19 protein-coding genes are annotated in these 22,478 nt (G+C 53.3%); 9 read left to right on the top strand and 10 right to left on the bottom strand.

Features of this window, described 5'->3' with window-relative positions; genetic code table 11:
* Entirely contained in the window at nucleotides 1–759 is a 759-nt protein-coding gene (phnP, locus tag BEB42_RS12745; RefSeq protein ID WP_000059913.1) for a phosphonate metabolism protein PhnP, read from the top strand.
* 34 nt (nucleotides 760–793) lie between these two features.
* Here the strand turns inward: phnP and yjdP are convergent, their stop codons facing one another.
* The gene (gene yjdP, locus BEB42_RS12740; protein ID WP_105267411.1) at nucleotides 794–1,123 is read right to left on the bottom strand and encodes a DDRRRQL repeat protein YjdP; all 330 of its coding nucleotides are present in this window, start codon (nucleotides 1,121–1,123) and stop codon (nucleotides 794–796) included.
* Nucleotides 1,124–1,191: 68 nt separating this feature from the next.
* A complete protein-coding gene (locus tag BEB42_RS12735) occupies nucleotides 1,192–1,509 on the bottom strand; it encodes an RpiB/LacA/LacB family sugar-phosphate isomerase (protein ID WP_001183292.1) in 318 nt (105 codons plus the stop codon).
* Nucleotides 1,510–1,761: 252 nt separating this feature from the next.
* Here BEB42_RS12735 and yjcS point away from each other — a divergent pair, with 252 nt between their 5' ends.
* From yjcS to yjcO, 7 genes are all read left to right on the top strand, one after another.
* Complete coding sequence (yjcS, locus tag BEB42_RS12730) at nucleotides 1,762–3,747, top strand: alkyl sulfatase YjcS (protein ID WP_074500774.1); 1,986 nt, start codon at nucleotides 1,762–1,764, stop codon at nucleotides 3,745–3,747.
* A gap of 208 nt (nucleotides 3,748–3,955) precedes the next feature.
* Nucleotides 3,956–4,231, top strand: a complete 276-nt coding sequence (locus BEB42_RS12725; RefSeq protein WP_001353528.1) for a YtcA family lipoprotein — start codon at nucleotides 3,956–3,958, stop codon at nucleotides 4,229–4,231.
* Nucleotides 4,232–4,249: 18 nt separating this feature from the next.
* On the top strand, nucleotides 4,250–5,281 hold the full coding sequence (gene mdtN, locus BEB42_RS12720) for a multidrug efflux transporter periplasmic adaptor subunit MdtN (protein ID WP_000446358.1): 1,032 nt from the start codon (nucleotides 4,250–4,252) through the stop codon (nucleotides 5,279–5,281).
* Nucleotides 5,281–7,332 (top strand): multidrug efflux transporter permease subunit MdtO, encoded by a 2,052-nt coding sequence (gene mdtO / locus BEB42_RS12715; protein WP_001275161.1) that lies wholly within the window; start codon nucleotides 5,281–5,283, stop codon nucleotides 7,330–7,332. Before mdtN ends, mdtO begins: the two co-directional genes overlap by 1 nt.
* A complete protein-coding gene (mdtP, locus tag BEB42_RS12710; RefSeq protein WP_000610587.1) occupies nucleotides 7,329–8,795 on the top strand; it encodes a multidrug efflux transporter outer membrane subunit MdtP in 1,467 nt (488 codons plus the stop codon). Before mdtO ends, mdtP begins: the two co-directional genes overlap by 4 nt.
* A gap of 197 nt (nucleotides 8,796–8,992) precedes the next feature.
* Nucleotides 8,993–11,140 (top strand): formate dehydrogenase subunit alpha, encoded by a 2,148-nt coding sequence (gene fdhF / locus BEB42_RS12705; RefSeq protein ID WP_001300547.1) that lies wholly within the window; start codon nucleotides 8,993–8,995, stop codon nucleotides 11,138–11,140.
* A gap of 93 nt (nucleotides 11,141–11,233) precedes the next feature.
* Nucleotides 11,234–11,923 (top strand): Sel1 family TPR-like repeat protein YjcO, encoded by a 690-nt coding sequence (yjcO, locus tag BEB42_RS12700; RefSeq protein WP_000719893.1) that lies wholly within the window; start codon nucleotides 11,234–11,236, stop codon nucleotides 11,921–11,923.
* 78 nt (nucleotides 11,924–12,001) lie between these two features.
* Here the strand turns inward: yjcO and gltP are convergent, their stop codons facing one another.
* The 8 genes from gltP to nrfA form a co-directional block, all read right to left on the bottom strand.
* Complete coding sequence (gltP, locus tag BEB42_RS12695; protein ID WP_000789589.1) at nucleotides 12,002–13,315, bottom strand: glutamate/aspartate:proton symporter GltP; 1,314 nt, start codon at nucleotides 13,313–13,315, stop codon at nucleotides 12,002–12,004.
* A gap of 340 nt (nucleotides 13,316–13,655) precedes the next feature.
* Nucleotides 13,656–14,252, bottom strand: a complete 597-nt coding sequence (gene nrfG, locus BEB42_RS12685) for a heme lyase NrfEFG subunit NrfG (protein ID WP_000812995.1) — start codon at nucleotides 14,250–14,252, stop codon at nucleotides 13,656–13,658.
* Entirely contained in the window at nucleotides 14,249–14,632 is a 384-nt protein-coding gene (gene nrfF / locus BEB42_RS12680; protein ID WP_001032528.1) for a heme lyase NrfEFG subunit NrfF, read from the bottom strand. The genes nrfG and nrfF overlap by 4 nt, the downstream gene beginning before the upstream one ends.
* A complete protein-coding gene (locus tag BEB42_RS12675; RefSeq protein ID WP_071986698.1) occupies nucleotides 14,625–16,343 on the bottom strand; it encodes a heme lyase CcmF/NrfE family subunit in 1,719 nt (572 codons plus the stop codon). Before BEB42_RS12675 ends, nrfF begins: the two co-directional genes overlap by 8 nt.
* A 19-nt stretch (nucleotides 16,344–16,362) precedes the next feature.
* The gene (gene nrfD / locus BEB42_RS12670; RefSeq protein WP_000195167.1) at nucleotides 16,363–17,319 is read right to left on the bottom strand and encodes a cytochrome c nitrite reductase subunit NrfD; all 957 of its coding nucleotides are present in this window, start codon (nucleotides 17,317–17,319) and stop codon (nucleotides 16,363–16,365) included.
* Entirely contained in the window at nucleotides 17,316–17,987 is a 672-nt protein-coding gene (gene nrfC, locus BEB42_RS12665; RefSeq protein WP_000220281.1) for a cytochrome c nitrite reductase Fe-S protein, read from the bottom strand. Before nrfC ends, nrfD begins: the two co-directional genes overlap by 4 nt.
* On the bottom strand, nucleotides 17,984–18,550 hold the full coding sequence (nrfB, locus tag BEB42_RS12660) for a cytochrome c nitrite reductase pentaheme subunit (protein ID WP_001353532.1): 567 nt from the start codon (nucleotides 18,548–18,550) through the stop codon (nucleotides 17,984–17,986). Before nrfB ends, nrfC begins: the two co-directional genes overlap by 4 nt.
* Nucleotides 18,551–18,594: 44 nt before the next feature.
* Entirely contained in the window at nucleotides 18,595–20,031 is a 1,437-nt protein-coding gene (gene nrfA, locus BEB42_RS12655; RefSeq protein ID WP_001353533.1) for an ammonia-forming nitrite reductase cytochrome c552 subunit, read from the bottom strand.
* A 392-nt stretch (nucleotides 20,032–20,423) separates the two neighbouring features.
* On the opposite strand from nrfA, the gene acs reads away from it, so the two are divergent.
* Nucleotides 20,424–22,382: an acetate--CoA ligase gene (gene acs / locus BEB42_RS12645; protein ID WP_000078214.1), complete on the top strand. Its 1,959-nt coding sequence runs from the start codon at nucleotides 20,424–20,426 to the stop codon at nucleotides 22,380–22,382.
* Nucleotides 22,383–22,478: the final 96 nt, after the last annotated feature.

Below are 22,478 nucleotides of genomic sequence, written 5' to 3'. Positions count from 1 at the left end.
ATGAGCCTGACCCTCACACTTACTGGCACTGGCGGCGCACAGGGTGTTCCCGCATGGGGCTGTGAGTGCGCGGCCTGCGCCAGAGCGCGGCGCTCACCGCAGTATCGCCGCCAGCCATGCAGCGGCGTCGTGAAGTTTAACGACGCGATCACCCTGATCGACGCCGGGCTGCACGATCTCGCCGATCGCTGGTCGCCCGGATCGTTCCAGCAGTTTTTGCTGACGCACTACCATATGGATCACGTGCAGGGGCTGTTTCCGCTGCGCTGGGGCGTGGGCGATTCGATCCCGGTCTACGGCCCGCCGGATGAACAGGGCTGCGACGATCTGTTTAAACATCCGGGCCTGCTTGATTTCAGCCACACGGTGGAGCCATTTGTGATGTTTGATTTGCAGGGATTACAGGTCACGCCGCTGCCGCTCAACCATTCGAAACTCACTTTCGGCTATCTACTGGAAACGGCACATAGCCGGGTGGCGTGGCTGTCTGACACCGCAGGCCTGCCGGAAAAAACGGTGAAATTTTTACGCAATAATCAGCCACAGGTAATGGTGATTGATTGCAGCCACCCACCGCGCGCGAATTCGCCACGCAATCACTGTGATTTAAACACCGTGCTGGCGCTGAATGAAGTTATCCGCTCGCCGCGCGTGGTTCTGACACATATCAGCCATCAGCTTGATGTGTGGCTGATGGAGAACGTACTGCCGTCAGGGTTTGAGGCGGGGTTTGATGGGATGGAGATTGGGGTGGAGTGATGGGTGAGGGGCGATGCCTGCTCTAAACTCAACATCACCGCCCATACTCATCTTCCATTCTCCGCTCTTCATCTTCTAGCTGCCGACGCTCCTGATCCAGCTGGCGCTGGCGATCGTCCAGCTGCCTGCGGCGATCTTCAAACTGGCGGCAGCGATCGTCATATTGTCTGCGCCGATCGTCGTTCACTTCACGCTGCCAGCCGTCGTCGCGCGAATCTTCATAGTCTCGCCCACGGTCAGGGTTATAAGCATCGTTAATCGCCTGCTGAATATTGCCAATGGTGTCGTCGATAATATCGGCCTGGGCCGGAACGGTGGACAGCGTGAGCAGGGTGAATAAAAGAAATAGCGGAAAACGTTTCATTAGCCAACCTCAAAAAGAAACTCTATCCACATTAGTCATTACTCATCCATGCAAGTAGTGGATGAATCTCAATTTTTCCGCTGCTCTATTGCCGTAATCGCCTCCACGCGTTGTTGATGACGACCGCCTTCGTACTGCGCGCCCAGCCACACATCCACAATCATTTTTGCCAGTTCGAGGCCAACCACTCGTGAACCAAAAGCCAGTGCAACTTCACTGGCGTAATGCGGATAATCAGTGCGCTCTGACGACCTGGTTTCTTTATCAATCCCCTCACTCATTGACCATGAATAAAAGGCTGGCACAGCAACGCAGAATCCTGCGGTGCCAGCGACATGACCGCCCATTGCTCCGGTACGTTTTTTAATAAGAAACACCGGTTGCATTGATTAATTGTGCTCAGTATTTGCCGAAGTACAATATATATAATAAATATATAAAACACCTCATATTATTTACAGAAATAATAAATTCGCGTACTTTTCCCTCTTCAGCACAAATGCCTAATAAAATGGCTCGTTCCGCTCACACTTCCACTTATTAAAGTCGCAAATTCCCAATTATGATAACGCCAGCTTTAAATGACGTATTTTGCATGGATTACATATTTACGACATAAATGATAAATGGAGATTTATATGAATAACTCTCGGTTATTCCGTTTGAGCAGGATTGTTATTGCGTTAACTGCCGCCAGCGGCATGATGGTAAATACCGCTCACGCAACAGATGAAGCGAAAGCCGCGACTCAATATACCCAGCAGGTTAATCAGCATTACGCAAAATCATTACCGTTTAGCGATCGTCAGGACTTTGACGATGCCCAGCGCGGATTTATCGCCCCGCTGCTGGATGAAGGTATTCTGCGCGATGCGAATGGCAAAGTTTACTACCGCGCGGATGATTACAAATTTGATATTAATGCCGCTGCGCCGGAAACCGTAAACCCCAGCCTGTGGCGTCAGTCGCAGATCAACGGCATTTCTGGCCTGTTCAAAGTCACCGATAAAATGTATCAGGTACGCGGCCAGGATATCTCTAACATTACATTCGTTGAGGGCGAGAAAGGCATTATTGTTATCGACCCACTGGTAACGCCGCCTGCCGCAAAAGCCGCACTTGACCTTTACTTCCAGCATCGTCCGCAAAAACCGATTGTTGCTGTGATTTACACCCACAGCCACGCCGATCATTATGGCGGTGTGAAAGGCATTATCTCTGAAGCGGATGTTAAATCTGGCAAAGTGCAGGTGATCGCTCCGGCAGGCTTTATGGACGAAGCCATCAGCGAAAACGTGCTGGCGGGTAACATCATGAGCCGCCGTGCGCTCTACTCTTACGGTCTGTTACTGCCGCACAACGCGCAAGGCAACGTTGGCAACGGCCTGGGCGTGACGCTGGCAACGGGCGACCCGAGCATTATTGCGCCAACCAAAACGATTGTCAGAACTGGCGAGAAGATGGTTATCGACGGTCTGGAGTTTGACTTCCTGATGACTCCGGGTAGCGAAGCGCCAGCCGAAATGCACTTCTATATTCCGGCCCTGAAAGCCCTGTGTACCGCCGAAAACGCCACGCATACCCTGCACAACTTCTACACCCTGCGCGGCGCGAAAACCCGCGATACCAGCAAGTGGACAGAGTATCTGAACGAAACGCTGGATATGTGGGGTAACGACGCGGAAGTACTGTTTATGCCGCACACCTGGCCGGTCTGGGGCAATAAGCATATCAATGATTATATTGGTAAATATCGCGATACTATCAAATACATTCACGACCAGACCCTGCACCTGGCGAACCAGGGTTACACCATGAATGAAATCGGCGACATGATTAAGCTGCCACCTGCGCTTGCCAATAACTGGGCCAGCCGCGGCTATTACGGTTCTGTTAGCCACAACGCCCGTGCAGTATATAACTTCTATCTCGGCTATTATGACGGCAATCCAGCTAACCTACATCCGTACGGTCAGGTGGAGATGGGCAAACGTTACGTGAAAGCGCTGGGCGGTTCCGCCCGTGTCATCAACCTGGCGCAAGAAGCGAACAAGCAAGGGGATTACCGCTGGTCAGCAGAGTTGCTGAAACAGGTGATTGCCGCCAATCCGGGTGACCAGGTGGCGAAGAATCTGCAAGCAAATAACTTTGAACAGTTGGGTTATCAGGCCGAGTCCGCCACCTGGCGCGGTTTCTACCTGACCGGCGCAAAAGAGCTGCGCGAAGGGGTGCATAAGTTCAGCCACGGCACCACTGGTTCTCCGGACACCCTTCGCGGGATGTCGGTCGAAATGCTGTTCGACTTTATGGCCGTTCGTCTCGACAGCGAAAAAGCCGCGGGCAAAAACATCAGCCTGAACTTCAATATGAGTAACGGCGATAACCTCAACCTGACGCTGAACGATAGCGTGCTTAACTATCGTAAAACGCTACAACCTGAAGCCAACGCCTCTTTCTATATCAGCCGTGAAGATCTGCACGCCGTGCTGACCGGACAAGCCAAAATGGCGGATCTGGTAAAAGCGAAGAAAGCCAAAATTATTGGCAATGGCGCGAAACTGGAAGAAATTATCGCCTGTCTGGATAATTTCGATTTGTGGGTGAATATCGTAACCCCAAATTAATGCCACTCACTTTTGGGGGCGCTTAAGCCCCCAAAAGCATTTATTTTAAAAATACATACAACAAATTAATACATAAAATATATAAGTTATGAATGCGGTGGCTGAATAAAGCTATTTTTATTCATCGAGAAAATAGCCATACTGACGCCTTCAATGGATATTGATATTCACTACAGATATTGTTCGCAGCAGACAGGATGTATTTAATATGCCAACAGTTCTCTCTCGCATGGCGATGAAACTCAAAAAAACAGCCTGGATAATTCCCGTCTTCATGGTTTCGGGATGCTCATTATCTCCGGCAATCCCGGTGATCGGCGCTTATTATCCCAGCTGGTTTTTCTGCGCCATTGCCAGCCTTATTTTGACGCTCATCACGAGGCGAATTATTCAGCGGGCAAATATCAATCTGGCATTTGTCGGAATTATTTATACCGCCCTTTTTGCTCTCTACGCCATGCTGTTCTGGCTGGCATTTTTCTAATCTATTTGAGACGCGCTCATGGAAAGTACGCCGAAAAAAGCTCCTCGCAGTAAATTCCCTGCTCTGTTAGTGGTTGCGTTGGCGCTGGTTGCCCTTGTTTTCGTTATCTGGCGCGTAGACAGTGCGCCATCAACTAATGACGCCTACGCGTCAGCAGATACCATTGATGTGGTGCCGGAAGTCAGCGGTCGCATTGTAGAACTGGCGGTCACCGACAACCAGGCGGTGAAACAGGGCGATTTGCTGTTCCGCATCGACCCGCGCCCGTACGAAGCCAATCTGGCGAAAGCAGAAGCCTCCCTCGCGGCGCTGGATAAGCAAATTATGCTCACCCAGCGTAGCGTTGACGCACAACAGTTTGGTGCCGACTCGGTTAATGCCACGGTAGAAAAAGCCCGTGCCGCCGCGAAACAGGCCAGTGATACATTACGCCGCACCGAGCCATTACTGAAAGAAGGTTTCGTCTCAGCGGAAGACGTTGACCGTGCAAGAACGGCGCAGCGCGCCGCAGAAGCCGATCTTAACGCCGTATTGTTGCAGGCGCAGTCAGCCGCCAGCGCCGTCAGCGGCGTGGATGCGCTGGTGGCGCAACGTGCGGCAGTGGAAGCGGATATTGCGTTGACGAAACTGCATCTGGAAATGGCGACCGTTCGCGCGCCGTTTGATGGCCGGGTCATTTCCCTCAAAACCTCCGTCGGGCAATTTGCTTCTGCCATGCGCCCTATTTTCACCCTAATCGACACTCGTCACTGGTACGTGATCGCCAACTTCCGCGAAACTGATCTGAAAAATATTCGCTCAGGTACACCCGCAACCATTCGCCTGATGAGCGACAGCGGCAAAACCTTCGCAGGTAAAGTGGATTCGATTGGCTACGGCGTGCTACCGGATGACGGCGGCCTGGTGCTGGGCGGCCTGCCGAAAGTGTCTCGTTCTATTAACTGGGTCCGCGTTGCCCAGCGTTTTCCGGTCAAAATCATGGTTGAAAAACCTGACCCGGAAATGTTCCGCATCGGCGCTTCGGCAGTCGCTAATCTTGAGCCGCAATAATGAGCGCGCTCAACTCCCTGCCATTACCGGTGGTCAGGCTGCTGGCGTTCTTTCATGAAGAGTTAAGCGAGCGGCGACCAGGCCGCGTGCCGCAGACTATGCAACTCTGGGTAGGCTGCTTGCTGGTGATTCTGATCTCGATGACTTTTGAGATCCCTTTTGTGGCGTTATCACTGGCAGTGCTGTTTTACGGTATTCAGTCGAACGCGTTTTACACCAAATTTGTGGCGATCTTGTTTGTGGTCGCCACGATGCTGGAAATCGCCAGCCTGTTTTTGATCTACAAATGGTCATATGGCGAACCGTTGATCCGATTGATCATTGCCGGACCGATCCTGATGGGCTGTATGTTTTTGATGCGCACCCATCGGTTGGGGCTGGTTTTTTTCGCCGTCGCCATTGTCGCCATTTACGGGCAAACATTCCCCGCCATGCTCGACTATCCGGAAGTGGTCGTGCGCTTAACGCTGTGGTGTATCGTTGTCGGCCTCTACCCGACGTTATTGATGACGTTAATCGGCGTGCTGTGGTTTCCCAGCCGCGCTATCACGCAGATGCATCAGGTGCTTAATGATCGGCTTGATGATGCCATTAGCCACCTGACGGACAGCCTCGCACCGCTACCCGAAACGCGGATTGAAAGAGAGGCGCTGGCGCTGCAAAAACTCAATGTCTTTTGCCTCGCGGACGATGCCAACTGGCGAACTCAGAGCGCATGGTGGCAAAGCTGCGTGGCAACGGTAACCTACATTTACTCGACGCTGAATCGCTACGATCCCACCTCTTTTGCTGATTCTCAGGCAATTATTGAATTTCGGCAAAAATTAGCCTCAGAAATCAACAAACTGCAGCATGCCATTGCCGAAGGTCAGTGCTGGCAAAGCGACTGGCGGATCACTGAAAGTGAAGCGATGGCGGCACGGGAATGTAACCTGGAGAATATCTGCCAGACATTGTTGCAACTGGGTCAGATGGACCCGAATACGCCGCCAACGCCCGCCGCCAAACCGCCATCAATGGTCGCCGATGCTTTTACCAATCCAGACTATATGCGCTACGCGGTAAAAACGCTGCTCGCCTGTTTGATCTGTTACACCTTCTACAGCGGCGTGGACTGGGAAGGCATTCACACCTGTATGCTGACCTGCGTGATCGTCGCTAACCCCAATGTCGGTTCGTCGTATCAGAAAATGGCGCTGCGTTTTGGCGGTGCCTTCTGCGGTGCAATTCTGGCGCTGTTATTCACGTTACTGGTCATGCCCTGGCTGGACAATATTGTCGAATTGCTATTTGTGCTGGCACCGATTTTCCTGTTGGGCGCATGGATTGCCACCAGCTCTGAACGCTCTTCTTATATCGGCACACAGATGGTGGTCACCTTCGCGCTCGCCACGCTCGAAAACGTTTTTGGCCCGGTGTACGACCTGGTGGAAATTCGCGATCGCGCCCTGGGTATCATCATTGGTACCGTGGTGTCCGCGGTGATTTACACCTTTGTCTGGCCTGAAAGTGAAGCGCGCACACTGCCGCAAAAACTGGCTGGTGCGCTGGGTATGTTGAGTAAAGTAATGCGGATCCCACGCCAGCAGGAAGTCACGGCTCTGCGCACTTATCTGCAAATTCGTATAGGTCTGCATGCGGCGTTTAATGCCTGTGAAGAGATGTGCCAACGCGTGGCGCTGGAGCGTCAACTGGACAGCGAAGAACGCGCGTTACTGATTGAACGTTCGCAAACGGTTATTCGTCAGGGCCGCGATATTCTTCACGCCTGGGATGCAACCTGGAACTCGGCGCAGGCGCTGGATAACGCACTACAGCCGGACAGAGCAGGCCTGTTTGCCGACGCACTGGAGAAATACGCCGCCGGCCTGGCAAGCGCACTCAGCCGTTCTCCTCAAATTACACTTGAAGAGACACCCGCCTCGCAGGCCATCCTGCCGACCTTATTAAAACAGGAGCAATACGTCTGCCAGCTTTTTGCCCGCTTGCCAGACTGGACTGCCCCGGCATTAACGCCCGCCACGGAACAGGCACAAGGAGCCACGCAATGATCAATCGTCAACTTTCACGCCTGCTGTTGTGCAGCATTCTCGGCAGCACGACGCTGATTTCCGGCTGTGCCCTGGTACGTAAGGATTCTGCGCCTCATCAACAGCTCAAACCGGAACAAATCAAACTGGCCGATGATATTCATCTTGCCAGCTCCGGCTGGCCGCAGGCGCAGTGGTGGAAACAACTCAATGACCCGCAGTTGGATGCTTTGATCCAACGGACGCTAAGTGGTTCACACACCCTCGCCGAAGCGAAACTGCGGGAAGAAAAAGCGCAGTCGCAGGCCGATTTGTTAGATGCCGGTTCACAATTACAGGTCGCAGCGTTAGGGATGCTCAACCGCCAACGTGTCTCGGCGAACGGCTTTTTAAGCCCTTATGCTATGGATGCGCCAGCACTGGGTATGGACGGGCCGTACTATACGGAAGCCACAGTCGGTTTGTTTGCCGGACTGGATCTTGATTTGTGGGGTGTGCATCGCTCAGCGGTTGCCGCCGCCATTGGCGCGCATAATGCCGCGCTGGCAGAAACCGCAGCGGTGGAGTTATCGCTTACAACGGGCGTGGCGCAGCTTTATTACAGTATGCAGGCCAGCTATCAGATGCTCGATCTGTTGGAACAAACCCGCAGTGTGATTGATTACGCGGTGAGAGCGCACCAGAGTAAAGTGGCGCACGGTCTGGAAGCGCAAGTGCCTTTCCACGGCGCGCGGGCGCAGATTCTGGCGGTCGATAAACAAATTGCTGCCGTTAAAGGGCAAATCACCGAAACGCGAGAATCTCTGCGTGCATTGATTGGCGCAGGAGCCAGCGATATGCCGGAGATCAAAGCGGTGGCATTACCGCAAGTCCAGACCGGTATTCCGGCGACACTCTCTTATGAGTTGCTCGCCAGACGCCCGGATCTGCAAGCCATGCGCTGGTATGTTCAGGCGTCATTAGATCAGGTGGATTCCGCGCGGGCGCTGTTCTACCCGAGCTTTGATATCAAAGCATTTTTCGGCCTGGATTCTATCCACCTGGATACCTTATTCAAAAAAACCAGTCGCCAGTTCAACTTTATCCCAGGTCTGAAATTGCCGCTGTTTGACGGTGGACGGTTGAATGCCAATCTCGAAGGCACTCGCGCCGCCAGCAACATGATGATTGAACGTTACAACCAGTCAGTGCTGAATGCGGTGCGCGACGTTGCCGTCAACGGCACGCGTCTGCAAACACTCAACGACGAGCGAGAGATGCAGGCTGAACGCGTGGAAGCAACGCGCTTCACCCAGCGCGCTGCCGAGGCCGCCTATCAACGCGGCTTAACCAGCCGCTTACAGGCCACCGAAGCCCGGTTGCCAGTGCTTGCCGAGGAGATGTCATTACTGATGCTGGACAGCCGCCGGGTGATCCAAAGCATTCAGTTGATGAAATCGCTGGGTGGCGGGTATCAGGCGGCTCCCGTCGTCGAGAAAAAATAAAATGTCAGCCGCGTGATGGCTGTCACGCGGTATTTCGTTTCGTCACGTCAAAACTGACGACAGCCTGTTTTTCGTCAGAGTTTTGAACAAATAGTGCCCGTAATATCAGGGAATGACCCCAAATAAAATGTGGCATAAAAGATGCATACTGTAGTCGAGAGCGCGTATGCGTGATTTGATTAACTGGAGCGAGACCGATGAAAAAAGTCGTCACGGTTTGCCCCTATTGCGCATCAGGTTGCAAAATCAACCTGGTCGTCGATAACGGCAAAATCGTCCGGGCGGAGGCAGCGCAGGGGAAAACCAACCAGGGTACCCTGTGTCTGAAGGGGTATTATGGCTGGGACTTCATTAACGATACCCAGATCCTGACCCCGCGCCTGAAAACCCCCATGATCCGTCGCCAGCGTGGCGGCAAACTCGAACCTGTTTCCTGGGATGAGGCACTGAATTACGTTGCCGAGCGCCTGAGCGCCATCAAAGAGAAGTACGGTCCGGATGCCATCCAGACGACCGGCTCCTCGCGTGGTACGGGTAACGAAACCAACTATGTAATGCAAAAATTTGCGCGCGCCGTTATTGGTACCAATAACGTTGACTGCTGCGCTCGCGTCTGACACGGCCCATCGGTTGCAGGTCTGCACCAATCGGTCGGTAATGGCGCAATGAGCAATGCTATTAACGAAATTGATAATACCGATTTAGTGTTCGTTTTCGGGTACAACCCGGCGGATTCCCACCCTATCGTGGCGAATCACGTAATTAACGCTAAACGTAACGGGGCGAAAATTATCGTCTGCGATCCGCGCAAAATTGAAACTGCGCGCATTGCTGACATGCACATTGCACTGAAAAACGGCTCGAACATCGCGCTGTTGAATGCAATGGGCCATGTCATTATTGAAGAAAATCTGTACGACAAAGCGTTCGTCGCTTCCCGTACAGAAGGCTTTGAAGAGTATCGTAAAATCGTTGAAGGCTACACGCCGGAGTCGGTTGAAGATATCACCGGCGTCAGCGCCAGTGAGATTCGTCAGGCGGCGCGGATGTATGCCCAGGCGAAAAGCGCCGCCATCCTGTGGGGCATGGGTGTAACCCAGTTCTACCAGGGCGTGGAAACCGTGCGTTCTCTGACCAGCCTCGCGATGCTGACCGGTAACCTCGGTAAGCCGCATGCGGGTGTAAACCCGGTTCGTGGTCAGAACAACGTGCAGGGTGCCTGCGATATGGGCGCGCTGCCGGATACGTATCCGGGATACCAGTATGTGAAAGATCCGGCTAACCGCGAGAAATTCGCCAAAGCCTGGGGCGTGGAAAGCCTGCCTGCTCATACCGGTTATCGCATCAGCGAGCTGCCGCACCGCGCAGCGCATGGTGAAGTGCGTGCCGCGTACATTATGGGCGAAGATCCGCTACAAACTGACGCGGAGCTGTCGGCAGTACGTAAAGCCTTTGAAGATCTGGAACTGGTCATCGTCCAGGACATCTTTATGACTAAAACCGCATCAGCGGCGGACGTTATTTTACCGTCCACCTCGTGGGGCGAGCATGAAGGCGTGTTTACTGCGGCTGACCGTGGCTTCCAGCGTTTCTTCAAGGCGGTTGAACCGAAATGGGATCTGAAAACGGACTGGCAGATTATCAGTGAAATCGCCACCCGTATGGGTTATCCGATGCACTACAACAACACCCAGGAGATCTGGGACGAGTTGCGTCATCTGTGCCCGGATTTCTACGGTGCGACTTACGAGAAAATGGGCGAACTGGGCTTCATTCAGTGGCCTTGTCGCGATACTTCAGATGCCGATCAGGGGACTTCTTATCTGTTTAAAGAGAAGTTTGATACTCCGAACGGTCTGGCGCAGTTCTTCACCTGCGACTGGGTAGCGCCAATCGACAAACTCACCGACGAGTATCCGATGGTACTGTCAACGGTGCGTGAAGTCGGTCACTACTCTTGCCGTTCGATGACCGGTAACTGTGCGGCACTGGCGGCGCTGGCTGATGAACCTGGCTACGCACAAATCAATACCGAAGACGCCAAACGTCTGGGTATTGAAGATGAGGCATTGGTTTGGGTGCACTCGCGTAAAGGCAAAATTATCACCCGTGCGCAGGTCAGCGATCGTCCGAACAAAGGGGCGATTTACATGACCTACCAGTGGTGGATTGGTGCCTGTAACGAGCTGGTTACCGAAAACTTAAGCCCGATTACGAAAACGCCGGAATACAAATACTGCGCCGTGCGCGTCGAGCCGATCGCCGATCAGCGCGCCGCCGAGCAGTACGTGATTGACGAGTACAACAAGTTGAAAACTCGCCTGCGCGAAGCGGCATTGGCGTAATACAGTCCTTTCTACAGCCTCCTGTCGGAGGCTGTTTTTTTATCCATTCGAACTCTTTATACTGGTCACTCCCTACCCAATCGTATTATCAAAATGAAAAAAATTATCGCATTGATGTTGTTTTTGACATTCTTTGCCCATGCTAACGGCTCCGAGCCTGGCAGTCAGTATTTAAAGGCTGCAGAGGCTGGGGACCGACGCGCACAATATTTTCTTGCCGACAGCTGGTTTAGCTCCGGCGATTTGAGCAAAGCCGAATATTGGGCACAGAAAGCCGCCGACAGCGGTGATGCTGATGCCTGCGCGCTGTTGGCGCAGATCAAAATCACCAATCCGGTCAGTCTGGACTATCCACAAGCAAAAGTTCTTGCAGAGAAAGCGGCGCAAGCGGGCAGTAAAGAAGGTGAAGTAACGCTGGCGCATATTCTGGTAAATACGCAAGCGGGTAAACCGGATTATCCAAAGGCGATTTCGCTGTTAGAAAACGCCTCGGAAGATCTGGAGAACGACTCTGCCGTCGATGCCCAAATGCTGCTTGGTTTGATTTACGCCAACGGCGTGGGCATTAAGGCCGACGATGACAAGGCAACCTGGTATTTCAAACGCAGCTCTGCGATTTCCCGAACCGGTTATTCCGAGTACTGGGCGGGAATGATGTTCTTAAATGGTGAAGAAGGTTTTATCGAGAAGAACAAACAGAAGGCGCTGCACTGGCTGAACCTGAGCTGTATGGAAGGGTTTGATACCGGGTGTGAAGAGTTTGAAAAATTAACTAACGGTTAATGTAGGCCTGATAAGACGCGGCAAGCGTCGCATCAGGCATCCACACATTGCCGGGTGTATGTCCCCGGCAATCCTCAATTATTGATCCGCAGTTTTATCAAATTTGCCCAGCACTTCGCGCTCATAAGCCAGCGCTTTCTTACGGTCAAATTTGTGTTCCCACTTGGCAATCACCAGCACCGCCAGCGCATTACCCACCACGTTCAGCGCAGTACGCGCCATGTCGAGGATACGGTCAACACCGGCAATAAACGCCAGACCTTCCAGCGGGATCCCTACGCTGCCCAGCGTTGCCAGCAACACCACAAACGACACGCCCGGCACGCCAGCAATCCCTTTCGAGGTCACCATCAGCGTCAGCACCAGAATGATTTCCTGCCAGATGGACAGGTCAATGCCATACAACTGCGCGATGAAAATAGCGGCAATACTTTGATACAGCGTCGAACCATCAAGGTTAAAAGAGTAACCGGTCGGCACCACGAAACTGGTGATCGACGCCGGTGCACCGTAGGCTTCCATCTTCTCAATAATTCGCGGCAACACGCTTTCAGAGCTGGCAGTGGAGTACGCCAGAATCAGCTCATCTTTCAGAATACGAATCAGGATCCAGACGCTTAACCCGCACAGGCGCGCCACAATTCCCAGCACTACCAGCGCGAAGAACAGAATGGCGAAATGCACCAGCAGCACCAGTTTCGCCAGTGGCCACAGAGACGAGAAACCAAAGTTAGCCACCGTCACCGCAATCAGCGCAAACACACCCACCGGCGCATAACGCATCACCATATGAGTCACTTTAAACATGGTTTCAGAGATGGAGCGGAACACGGTCACCAGCGGTTCACGATGCGTCGCGGGCAGGGAGGAAAGCCCCAGACCAAACAGTACCGAGAAGAAGATGATCGGTAACATTTCGCCTTTCGCCATCGACGCCACAATATTCGTCGGCACCAGAGACAAAATCGTGCCCATAATACCGTGGGAACTGCTCTGTACCGCTTCTGTAGTGCTCTGATATTTCGAGATATCGACGGTTGCCAGCTGCGACATATCCACCCCAGCACCGGGCTGGAAGACGTTCGCCAGGGTGATCCCCAGAATGATGGCGACAGTGGTGATCACCTCGAAATAGATAATGGTTTTCGCGCCAATACGCCCGAGCTGTTTGGCATCACCAACACCCGCGATACCCACCACCAGCGTGGAGATCACAATCGGCACAACAATCATTTTGATCAGATGGATGAAGATATCACCCGCCGGAGAGAGCAAATTGACGACCAGCCAGTCGCGGCTGTCGCTATGGTAGTGCAGGTAGCTTCCCAGGAGAATGCCCAGCACCATAGCAAACAGAATCTGCCAGGCCAGGCTGAATTTTATATTTTTCATCAGAATAACTTCCTCAATGGAGCGCCGTTCCCGTTCAGAAACGCGAGAACGTGACATACTGCCAGGGCATGAATTGTGTTGCGTTGGTTTGTAGATTTTTTTAACGCTTATAATCAGTATCATTTGCGCGGTATGTTGCGCAACCCTTTAACAACAGAGCTTTTCGCTACATTAATGCATAATAACGCGAGTTTATGGCAGGATTAATGAATAACCATTTGTTATGGAAAGATTTTTATTTGTTTAACCTGCAATAATACTGATTAGTGATTATTTTGGGCATATGTTCATTCGATTATTTTTTATGCAGCTCAATAACATAATCTTCATCACCAGATGATTAATCTGATCTCCGCTGCAACAGTTTCGCCAAATTAATCGACTCGACCAGCTGTGTTCGGTTGACCCGGGGTGAGTTTAAATCCATCACTTTTTGCCATAATTCGATGGCTTGCGTGTAATTCGCCTGCATAAACGCATCGGAAGCCAACAGCATCAGAGCGGTGATTTCGTTAGAGTCCAGCGCGAGTGCTTTGTCGATCATTGCGCGAGTCTGGGCGGTCATATGCTGGCTGGCCTGGTAATACAGCACCGTCGCCAGCGCCGCATACAGTTCAGCGTTATCGCCACGTAGTTGCAACGCCTGACGGTACGCCAGCAGCGAATTGCTGTAATCGTTTTGCCACAGATAATACTCGCCCAGTAACGCCCACTGTTCGCTGTTTTGTGGATTAGCGCGAATTTTATCCTGTAATGCCTGAAGCTGCGCTTCCGGGGTTTGCTGGCTGGCAAACTGATATAGCGGATCGCGCTGACGCTGATACTCCGCACGCACCGCCTGCCATTTCTGGCTTAACAGATAACTGCCAACACAGAGAAATACCATCAAAATCGTGAGTGTTGTCAGCATCTTCACCGGTATTTGAGGCTGTTTCATCGCTTCGCCCTTACCCGCCAGAGGATCAAGGCCATCAGCAGTAACAACACCACTGGCAGCGCCCACAACACGAGCGTCTGACCGGTTAACGGTGGGTTATAGCGAACAAAATCTCCGTAACGTTCGGTCATCCAGCCAATGATTTCGACTTCACTTTTCCCCTCCGCCACCATGCTGTAAACCTGATGGCGCATACTGACTGCCACCGGCGCATTGGATTCCAGTAAGTTCTGATTCTGGCATTGCGGGCAGCGTAACTGGCTGGCAATAGTTAACGCCTGTTCCTGTTGTTGCGGGTTGGCGAATTGCCATGTGTCTACGACCTGAGCGCGCGCAAAACAGGTAAATAACAGCAGTAGCATGAGAAGACCTTTATTCATCGCGCTTCCTTACCCGCCATCCGCTTAACAATGCGCCCACGATCATCAACAATCCTCCCCCCCAGATCCAGCGCACACCGCTTTGTACATACAAACGAAAAGCGTAACGATCCGCTCCGGTTTTCTCGCCCATGACCGCATACCAGTCATGGATGCCGTTCCAGCGAATTGCCGGTTCCATCATTTGCTGACGACGTGCTTCGTAAAAACGCCGCTCCGGCGTCAGTTCACCAATGCGTTGCTGATGGTCAAACAGCGCCACTATCGCTTTTTCGCTGGTGTAATTACCTTTGGCTTGCAGATCGAGGCGCTCAAAACGGAAGGTATATCCTGCCAGAGTCACCTGCTGACCCGGCTGTAAATTCAGGCTGATCTCCTGACGGCTGACGCTGGAGACCACGATCCCCGCGGCAAATAACAGCACACCCGCATGCGCCAGCAGCGCCGGAAGCTGCACGCGTTTGCCAGAGACAAACGTCGCCAGCACAATCACTACCAACATCAACAGACCAAACGGTAACGTTGCGCGGTTAAAATATGGCGCACCAACGGAGAGGCGTCCCCAGCCCAGCAGGCCGTAAATCATCGGATAAAGCGTTCCCACCAGCACGATCAGTAGCACTGCGCAAAACAGCAACAGCGTAGCGAGGATTAACATTTCCCGCGATAACCCCGAAAAACGCACCGCCGGGCCACCGTCCCGCGCTCGCCAGCCATACAGAGCCAGAGACGCAAGGCTAATCAGTGCAAACAGGCTGAACAACGGCACGGCGCGGACGTTATCCAGCGCGAACGCATGAACCGAAACCAGAATGCCAGAACGGACAATTAAGGTGCCCAGCAGCGACAGCATCAGAGTAACTATCGCCAGTAACAGCGACCAGTGGCGGAAAATCCCCCGCTGGCGTGTCAGGGACAAACTGTGCAGCAATGCAGTGGCAGAAAGCCAGGGTAATAAAGAGGCGTTTTCCACCGGGTCCCAGAACCACCAACCGCCCCAGCCCAGTTCGCAATAGGCCCACCAGGAACCGAGGATGATCCCCGCCGTTAATGCGCTCCAGCCAGGTAGTGCCCAACGCCAGCAAATTCGGGCGCTGACACCATCAAACTCGCCGCGCAGTAGACTCGCCAGCGCCACGCTCGCCGCTACCATTAAACCGCCATAGCCAAGGTAAAGCAGCGGTGGATGAAAGATAAGACCGGGATGTTGCAGCATCGGATTGAGATCTCGGCCTTCGATTGCTGGTGGAAATATCCGCGCAAACGGATCGGACCACAGCACCACAAACAGCAACAGTGCGGCGAGCATGAGAGATAAAACGGCTAATGTCAGCGGAAATAGCGGATCGGTTTGCTGCCGATAATGCCAGGCAAACAGCGCGCTCCAGGCGGAAAGCAGCAGCACCCAAAGCAGCAGCGAACCTTCATGACCGCCCCACACTGCCGCCAGTTTGAGTTCCCACGACAGCAGGCTATAGCTATGTTGGGCGACATAAATGACCGAGAAATCGCTGATGAGAAAACAATACGTCAGTACGCCAAAGGCGAGCAGCAGGAGCGCGAACTGTGCCAGAGTGCCGATGCAAGTGAGTCGCATCATGGCAGGCCAGCGCAACCGCACTCCCGCGAAGGCCGTCAACGGGGTCAACACGTTGACCCCAAGACTTAACAACAACGCCAGAAAACCGACTTCAGGAAGGAATACGTCCAGAAACCACCTCTTTTCTGGCTTACGCCACCGTCAACTGCCCGGCGTAGAGAATGAAAAAGCGCAGCATCAACACCCCGACCAGACTGGCCCCACACGCTGCCAGCACGGCAGGAATCCCGGAACTGCGATTGACCCACGGTTTGAGCAACATTGGCACAATCAGCCCCAGCCCGGCGACACCAAGCCAGAACCACCACGTCCAGAAACCGCCGCCCAATGCCGCCACCAGCGCACGCACTTTACCGTCATCGCCCAGGGCCAGACCGACGAAAAACGCCACCAGCAGGAAGATTTCGCCCCATACCACAGGGATTTCCATCCGGTGAACAAAGTGCGCTTCCGTGGAATGCGGGTTACTGCGTTGGCGTATCGCCATAGCGATCAACGCCACCGCCGCACCGGACGAAATGCCGGAGAAGAGGAACAGCACCGGTAAAATCGGATTATTGAGGAACGGATACGATTTCAGCGCCGACAAGAGAAAGCCGGTATAAGCCCCCAGCAACACCGCCAGCACCAGCATCAGCGTTTCCAATCCGCGGTGAACGGGCGTCAGCAGGCTCAGAACCTTTTGCACAATTCCCAGCTTCGGCAACCAGCGTTGTTGCAGGGCAAGCAAATCGTGTTCAAAGATTTTCGCCAGCCACAACACCAGCACCACCATGTAGAGCTGAAACAGCATCACCCCCATCGACATCACCGAGGTAAAACTGTAATGGAACATCAGCTTCCAGAAGGTCCACGGTCTTGTCAGGTGGAAGACGAGAATCAACAGACCGAGGATCACCGCGCCAGGCCCGACAATCAGCGTTGTTCGCAGCAACGTACTGTCTGCACCACCCGCCTGCGGGTAGAAGCGACGTAACAGCACGGCCAGCGTCACCAGACCGGCAGAAATACCAATCAAAAACAGGTAGATGGCAATCGGCCAGTCCCACACCAGCGATTCAAAATGAAATGCGGAAGTCTGCGTCATTGGCTCACCTCCCCGTATTTAAACGGTACGCGGTACAGCTTCGGTTTGGTTCCCAGCGCCAGCTTGTAGCGGTAAGTGGGCTTCTGGCGTAGCAGTTGCGAAATCTCACTGTTGGGATCGTCCAGATTGCCAAACGTGAGCGCCTTCGTCGGGCAAGCCTCAACGCACGCGGGGAGCTTACCGGCCTGCAAATTGGTCTTACGGCAGAAATCGCATTTGTCCGCCGTCTTCGTGACCGGATGGATAAAGCGCACACGGTACGGACAGGCGGCGATGCAGTACTGACAACCGACGCAGAGATCTGGGTTAACATCGACAATCCCGCTGGCAGCATCGCGAAAAGACGCACCCGTTGGGCAGACATCAACGCACGGTGCATGGTCGCAGTGCTGGCAAGACTTACGAAAGAAGCGATATTTCACATCAGGAAATTCGCCCTGCGGCTCGCTACGAATAATTGTCAGGCGCGAGACGCCTTCCGGCACCTTGTTCACTTCCCGACAAGCATCCATACAGGCAGTACAGCCGATGCATAACGACTCGTCATGCACCATGCCGTAACGCACCCCATTGATATTCAACGTTTTCGCCACCACGCGTCCTGCGGTGCCGCTGACGGCTGCCAGCACGCCGACGCCGGTGAGAAACTGGCGACGAGACCAGGTCATGGCTGCTCCTTAAGCAACGGAACAGACGCCGGGTTAAAGTTCGGATTGGTGCGCTGATCGCTGTGGCAATCGACGCAAATCTTAATCCGTCCTTTGTCACTTAACGTCTGCATCGTATCTTGCTGTGGATGCAGGGAATGGCAGCTGGCGCACGCCACTTTGGTTACGTGGACATCGTGCGGCCAGAACGCTTTTTGCAACTGTTCCGGCAGATGGCAGGACATACAGACGCTGTTCTGCTCTCCAACCTTGTACATCGGCTCGTTAAAGCGCATCACATCTTTCACCCCTTCGCGGTGTTGCGGTGATGGCTGGCCGTGACAGTTGGTGCAGGTGACCGGCAGTTTGTTATTCGGGTTGATAACGGAAGCATGTTTGCCATGCATACCTTCGGTATCTGGTTTATGACAGTCCAGACAGGCGGCATCCGGGTTACGCTGCTGGGTAACTTCGTAGCGATCACCAGATGCCTGCGACGCAGGGGTAGCGGTAATTCCGTTCAGGCTCCACAACAGGCCCGACGCCAGCACCCCGGCAGTTAATAACGAACGTAATACGCTCATATTCACTCCATTGTGTTTTCCGCCCCTTGCGAGGCGGAACGGGGTTATTGGCTTAACAGACCGTTTTTACGTGCCTGCTCTTCCCACTGCGGGATCACCGTTTTGATAAAGTCCTGCTTCTCGGCCTTGATTTGTTCCATGTTCAGGCCAATTGCCTGCTGGGCTTTCTCTTTGGTTGAGATATCCGGGATCGGGATTTCATGGGTAATGCCTTTGGTTGCCAGTAAACGCGCCAGTTTGGTACGCGCATCCGCGGCTTTATCCATCGCCGTACCGAGCATCCTCAGACCTTCTTCCGGTGCGTGCATATGAATGCCGTGGGAAGCGATCGCCAGATCCCAACGCCACTGAGCATGACGGATATCGTCCTGAATCGGTTTCATTTCGGCTTCCGTCGCGCCTGCATCCAGCGCCGCTTTCGCTTCGAAGTGAGCGTGAACCAGTTGATCTTCAACCTTGATTTTCAGGTCGTTAATTGACTGCTTACGTTCCGCGACCACTTTTTGCAGGGCAGCTTTGTCCTGGGTATGGCAGTTCGCACAAGTCTGGGCGAAGTTATCAAACGGATTACCAATTTTATGGTCGGTGTAGAGTTTGCCTTCAGCGTTCTGCACTTTTGGCATATGGCAGTCGATACAGGTCACGTTGTTTTTGCCGTGAATGCCCACTGTCCAGGTTTCATATTCCGGGTGCTGCGCTTTCAGCATTGGCGTTTTCGACAGGGAGTTAGTCCAGTCAGAGAAGGCAATTTTGTCGTAATACTGCTCCATATTTTCGACTTTCATGCCGTCATCCCACGGGAATTTAACGGCTTTGTTTTTGCCATCGAAGTAATATTCCACATGGCACTGACCGCAAACCATCGATTGCTGGTCGAAGCGTCCGGCTTTCTCAAAAGGTTTACCAATGGCTTCCATCGCACGAGCCGCATACGGACGGGAAAGGGTTAATTCCGGTTTGCCTTTGGCGAACTCTGGTGAGGCGGTGTTATGGCAGTCGGCACAACCTAAGTTGTTGACGATTTCCGGGCCGCCACGCGCCCATTTACCATGGAAGTAGCCATCTTCGCCGTCTTTCTGGATCAGACGCGCCACATCCGGGCTTTTACAACTCCAGCATGCCATCGGTAGCGGACCATCCTCAGCATTTTTCGGCGCACCGGTACGCAGGGTTTCACGAACATCGGTTACCGCAAAGGCATGTCCGCGCGGCTTGTTGTAATCGCGCGAGAAGGGATACCCCGCCCACAGGATCACCAGCCGTGGATCTTCCGCCAGGGCGTCAACACGCTCTGACTGTTCCGAGGTGGCTTTCCAGGAGAGATATTGATCGGGATGCTGCGGAGCGAAGGTTTCATTCTTCGCTTCCACAGTTACAGGTTTTGCGGGAGCAGCCGTTTGTTCAGCGTGAACAGAAGTGAAAAAGAAAAAAGGAATCAATAAGCTGAAGATACGGCGTGCGTTTATTTTTATCCTTGTCATAGGGGCTTCATCCGAATTGCGCCATTGTTGCAATGGCGGTTTTTATTGTTTTTCACGACAGTAACCGCACCTACACTGTCATGACATTGCTCGCCCCTATGTGTAACAAATAACCACACTGTGAATGTTGTCTTTAATCAATTGTAAGTGCATGTAAAATACCACTTTAGAGTTAGTCAGTATCTTCCTCTTTTTCAACAGCATGCATAACTGCATGTTCCTCAAAGAATTAATCAACTTTTGTTGCTGACCTTCAAAAATTACCCTGCCGTTTATTTGCACAATTCTACTTTTGCGTGATCTGTCGCCCAAATACTAAACAAAACTGCCAATACCCCTACATTTAACGCTTATGCCACATATTATTAACATCCTACAAGGAGAACAAAAGCATGAGTCAAATTCACAAACACACCATTCCTGCCAACATCGCAGACCGTTGCCTGATAAACCCTCAGCAGTACGAGGCGATGTATCAACAATCTATCAACGCACCAGATACCTTCTGGGGCGAACAGGGAAAAATTCTCGACTGGATCAAACCGTACCAGAAGGTGAAAAACACCTCCTTTGCCCCCGGTAATGTGTCCATTAAATGGTACGAGGACGGCACGCTGAATCTGGCGGCAAACTGCCTTGACCGCCATCTGCAAGAAAACGGCGATCGTACCGCCATCATCTGGGAAGGCGACGACGCCAGCCAGAGCAAACATATCAGCTATAAAGAGCTGCACCGCGACGTCTGCCGCTTCGCCAATACCCTGCTCGGGCTGGGCATTAAAAAAGGTGACGTGGTGGCGATTTATATGCCGATGGTGCCGGAAGCTGCGGTCGCAATGCTGGCCTGCGCCCGCATTGGCGCGGTGCATTCGGTAATTTTCGGCGGCTTCTCGCCGGAAGCCGTTGCCGGACGCATTATCGATTCTAACTCACGACTGGTGATCACTTCCGACGAAGGCGTGCGTGCCGGGCGTAGTATTCCGCTGAAGAAAAACGTTGATGACGCGCTGAAAAACCCGAACGTCACCAGCATTGAACATGTGGTGGTACTGAAGCGTACTGGCGGAAAAATTGACTGGCAGGAAGGGCGCGACCTCTGGTGGCACGACCTGGTTGAGCAAGCCAGCGATCAGCACCAGGCGGAAGAGATGAACGCCGAAGATCCGCTGTTTATTCTCTATACCTCCGGTTCTACCGGTAAGCCGAAAGGCGTGCTGCACACTACCGGCGGTTATCTGGTGTACGCGGCGCTGACCTTTAAATATGTCTTTGATTATCATCCTGGCGATATCTACTGGTGCACCGCCGATGTGGGCTGGGTTACCGGACACAGTTATTTGCTGTATGGCCCGCTGGCCTGCGGCGCGACCACGTTGATGTTTGAAGGCGTACCGAACTGGCCGACGCCTGCCCGTATGGCCCAGGTGGTGGACAAGCATCAGGTCAATATTCTCTATACCGCGCCCACGGCGATCCGCGCGCTGATGGCAGAAGGCGATAAAGCGATCGAAGGCACTGACCGTTCGTCGCTGCGCATTCTCGGTTCCGTAGGCGAGCCAATCAACCCGGAAGCGTGGGAGTGGTACTGGAAGAAGATCGGCAACGAGAAATGTCCGGTAGTCGACACCTGGTGGCAGACCGAAACCGGCGGTTTCATGATCACACCACTGCCTGGTGCTACCGAGCTAAAAGCAGGTTCTGCAACGCGTCCGTTCTTCGGCGTGCAACCGGCGCTGGTCGATAACGAAGGTAACCCGTTGGAAGGGGCTACCGAAGGCAGCCTGGTGATCACCGACTCCTGGCCTGGTCAGGCGCGTACATTGTTTGGCGATCACGAACGCTTTGAACAGACCTACTTCTCCACCTTCAAAAATATGTATTTCAGCGGCGACGGCGCGCGTCGTGATGAAGATGGCTATTACTGGATCACCGGGCGTGTGGACGACGTGCTGAACGTCTCGGGTCACCGTCTGGGAACAGCGGAGATTGAGTCGGCGCTGGTGGCGCATCCGAAGATTGCCGAAGCCGCTGTCGTCGGTATTCCGCACAATATTAAAGGTCAGGCGATCTACGCCTACGTCACGCTTAATCACGGGGAGGAACCGTCACCAGAACTGTACGCAGAAGTCCGCAACTGGGTGCGTAAAGAGATTGGCCCGCTGGCGACGCCAGACGTGCTGCACTGGACCGACTCCCTGCCTAAAACCCGCTCCGGCAAAATTATGCGCCGTATTCTGCGCAAAATTGCGGCGGGCGATACCAGCAACCTGGGCGATACCTCGACGCTTGCCGATCCTGGCGTTGTCGAGAAGCTGCTTGAAGAGAAGCAGGCTATCGCGATGCCCTCGTAACTCTCAATTGCCGGATGCGATCCGGGCAACAAGTCGGAAACGATTTGTAGGCCTGATAAGACGCGACAGCGTCGCATCAGGCATTGATTGCCGGAT

This window comes from Escherichia sp. MOD1-EC5990 (genome assembly GCF_002965285.1).
Lineage (GTDB): Bacteria > Pseudomonadota > Gammaproteobacteria > Enterobacterales > Enterobacteriaceae > Escherichia > Escherichia coli_F.
This window is presented reverse-complemented; position numbering and strand designations above follow the sequence as displayed.

Bases quoted from the DNA above. Each gene is read 5' to 3' on its own strand.
- yjdP (WP_105267411.1), bottom strand. From the start codon at position 1,123: ATGAAACGTTTTCCGCTATTTCTTTTATTCACCCTGCTCACGCTGTCC.
- nrfB (WP_001353532.1), bottom strand. From the start codon at position 18,550: ATGAGCGTATTACGTTCGTTATTAACTGCCGGGGTGCTGGCGTCGGGC.
- nrfC (WP_000220281.1), bottom strand. From the start codon at position 17,987: ATGACCTGGTCTCGTCGCCAGTTTCTCACCGGCGTCGGCGTGCTGGCA.
- mdtO (WP_001275161.1), top strand. From the start codon at position 5,281: ATGAGCGCGCTCAACTCCCTGCCATTACCGGTGGTCAGGCTGCTGGCG.
- yjcS (WP_074500774.1), top strand. From the start codon at position 1,762: ATGAATAACTCTCGGTTATTCCGTTTGAGCAGGATTGTTATTGCGTTA.
- BEB42_RS12735 (WP_001183292.1), bottom strand. From the start codon at position 1,509: ATGCAACCGGTGTTTCTTATTAAAAAACGTACCGGAGCAATGGGCGGT.
- nrfG (WP_000812995.1), bottom strand. From the start codon at position 14,252: ATGAAACAGCCTCAAATACCGGTGAAGATGCTGACAACACTCACGATT.
- mdtN (WP_000446358.1), top strand. From the start codon at position 4,250: ATGGAAAGTACGCCGAAAAAAGCTCCTCGCAGTAAATTCCCTGCTCTG.
- phnP (WP_000059913.1), top strand. From the start codon at position 1: ATGAGCCTGACCCTCACACTTACTGGCACTGGCGGCGCACAGGGTGTT.
- nrfD (WP_000195167.1), bottom strand. From the start codon at position 17,319: ATGACGCAGACTTCCGCATTTCATTTTGAATCGCTGGTGTGGGACTGG.
- gltP (WP_000789589.1), bottom strand. From the start codon at position 13,315: ATGAAAAATATAAAATTCAGCCTGGCCTGGCAGATTCTGTTTGCTATG.
- nrfA (WP_001353533.1), bottom strand. From the start codon at position 20,031: ATGACAAGGATAAAAATAAACGCACGCCGTATCTTCAGCTTATTGATT.
- acs (WP_000078214.1), top strand. From the start codon at position 20,424: ATGAGTCAAATTCACAAACACACCATTCCTGCCAACATCGCAGACCGT.
- BEB42_RS12725 (WP_001353528.1), top strand. From the start codon at position 3,956: ATGCCAACAGTTCTCTCTCGCATGGCGATGAAACTCAAAAAAACAGCC.
- mdtP (WP_000610587.1), top strand. From the start codon at position 7,329: ATGATCAATCGTCAACTTTCACGCCTGCTGTTGTGCAGCATTCTCGGC.
- nrfF (WP_001032528.1), bottom strand. From the start codon at position 14,632: ATGAATAAAGGTCTTCTCATGCTACTGCTGTTATTTACCTGTTTTGCG.
- yjcO (WP_000719893.1), top strand. From the start codon at position 11,234: ATGAAAAAAATTATCGCATTGATGTTGTTTTTGACATTCTTTGCCCAT.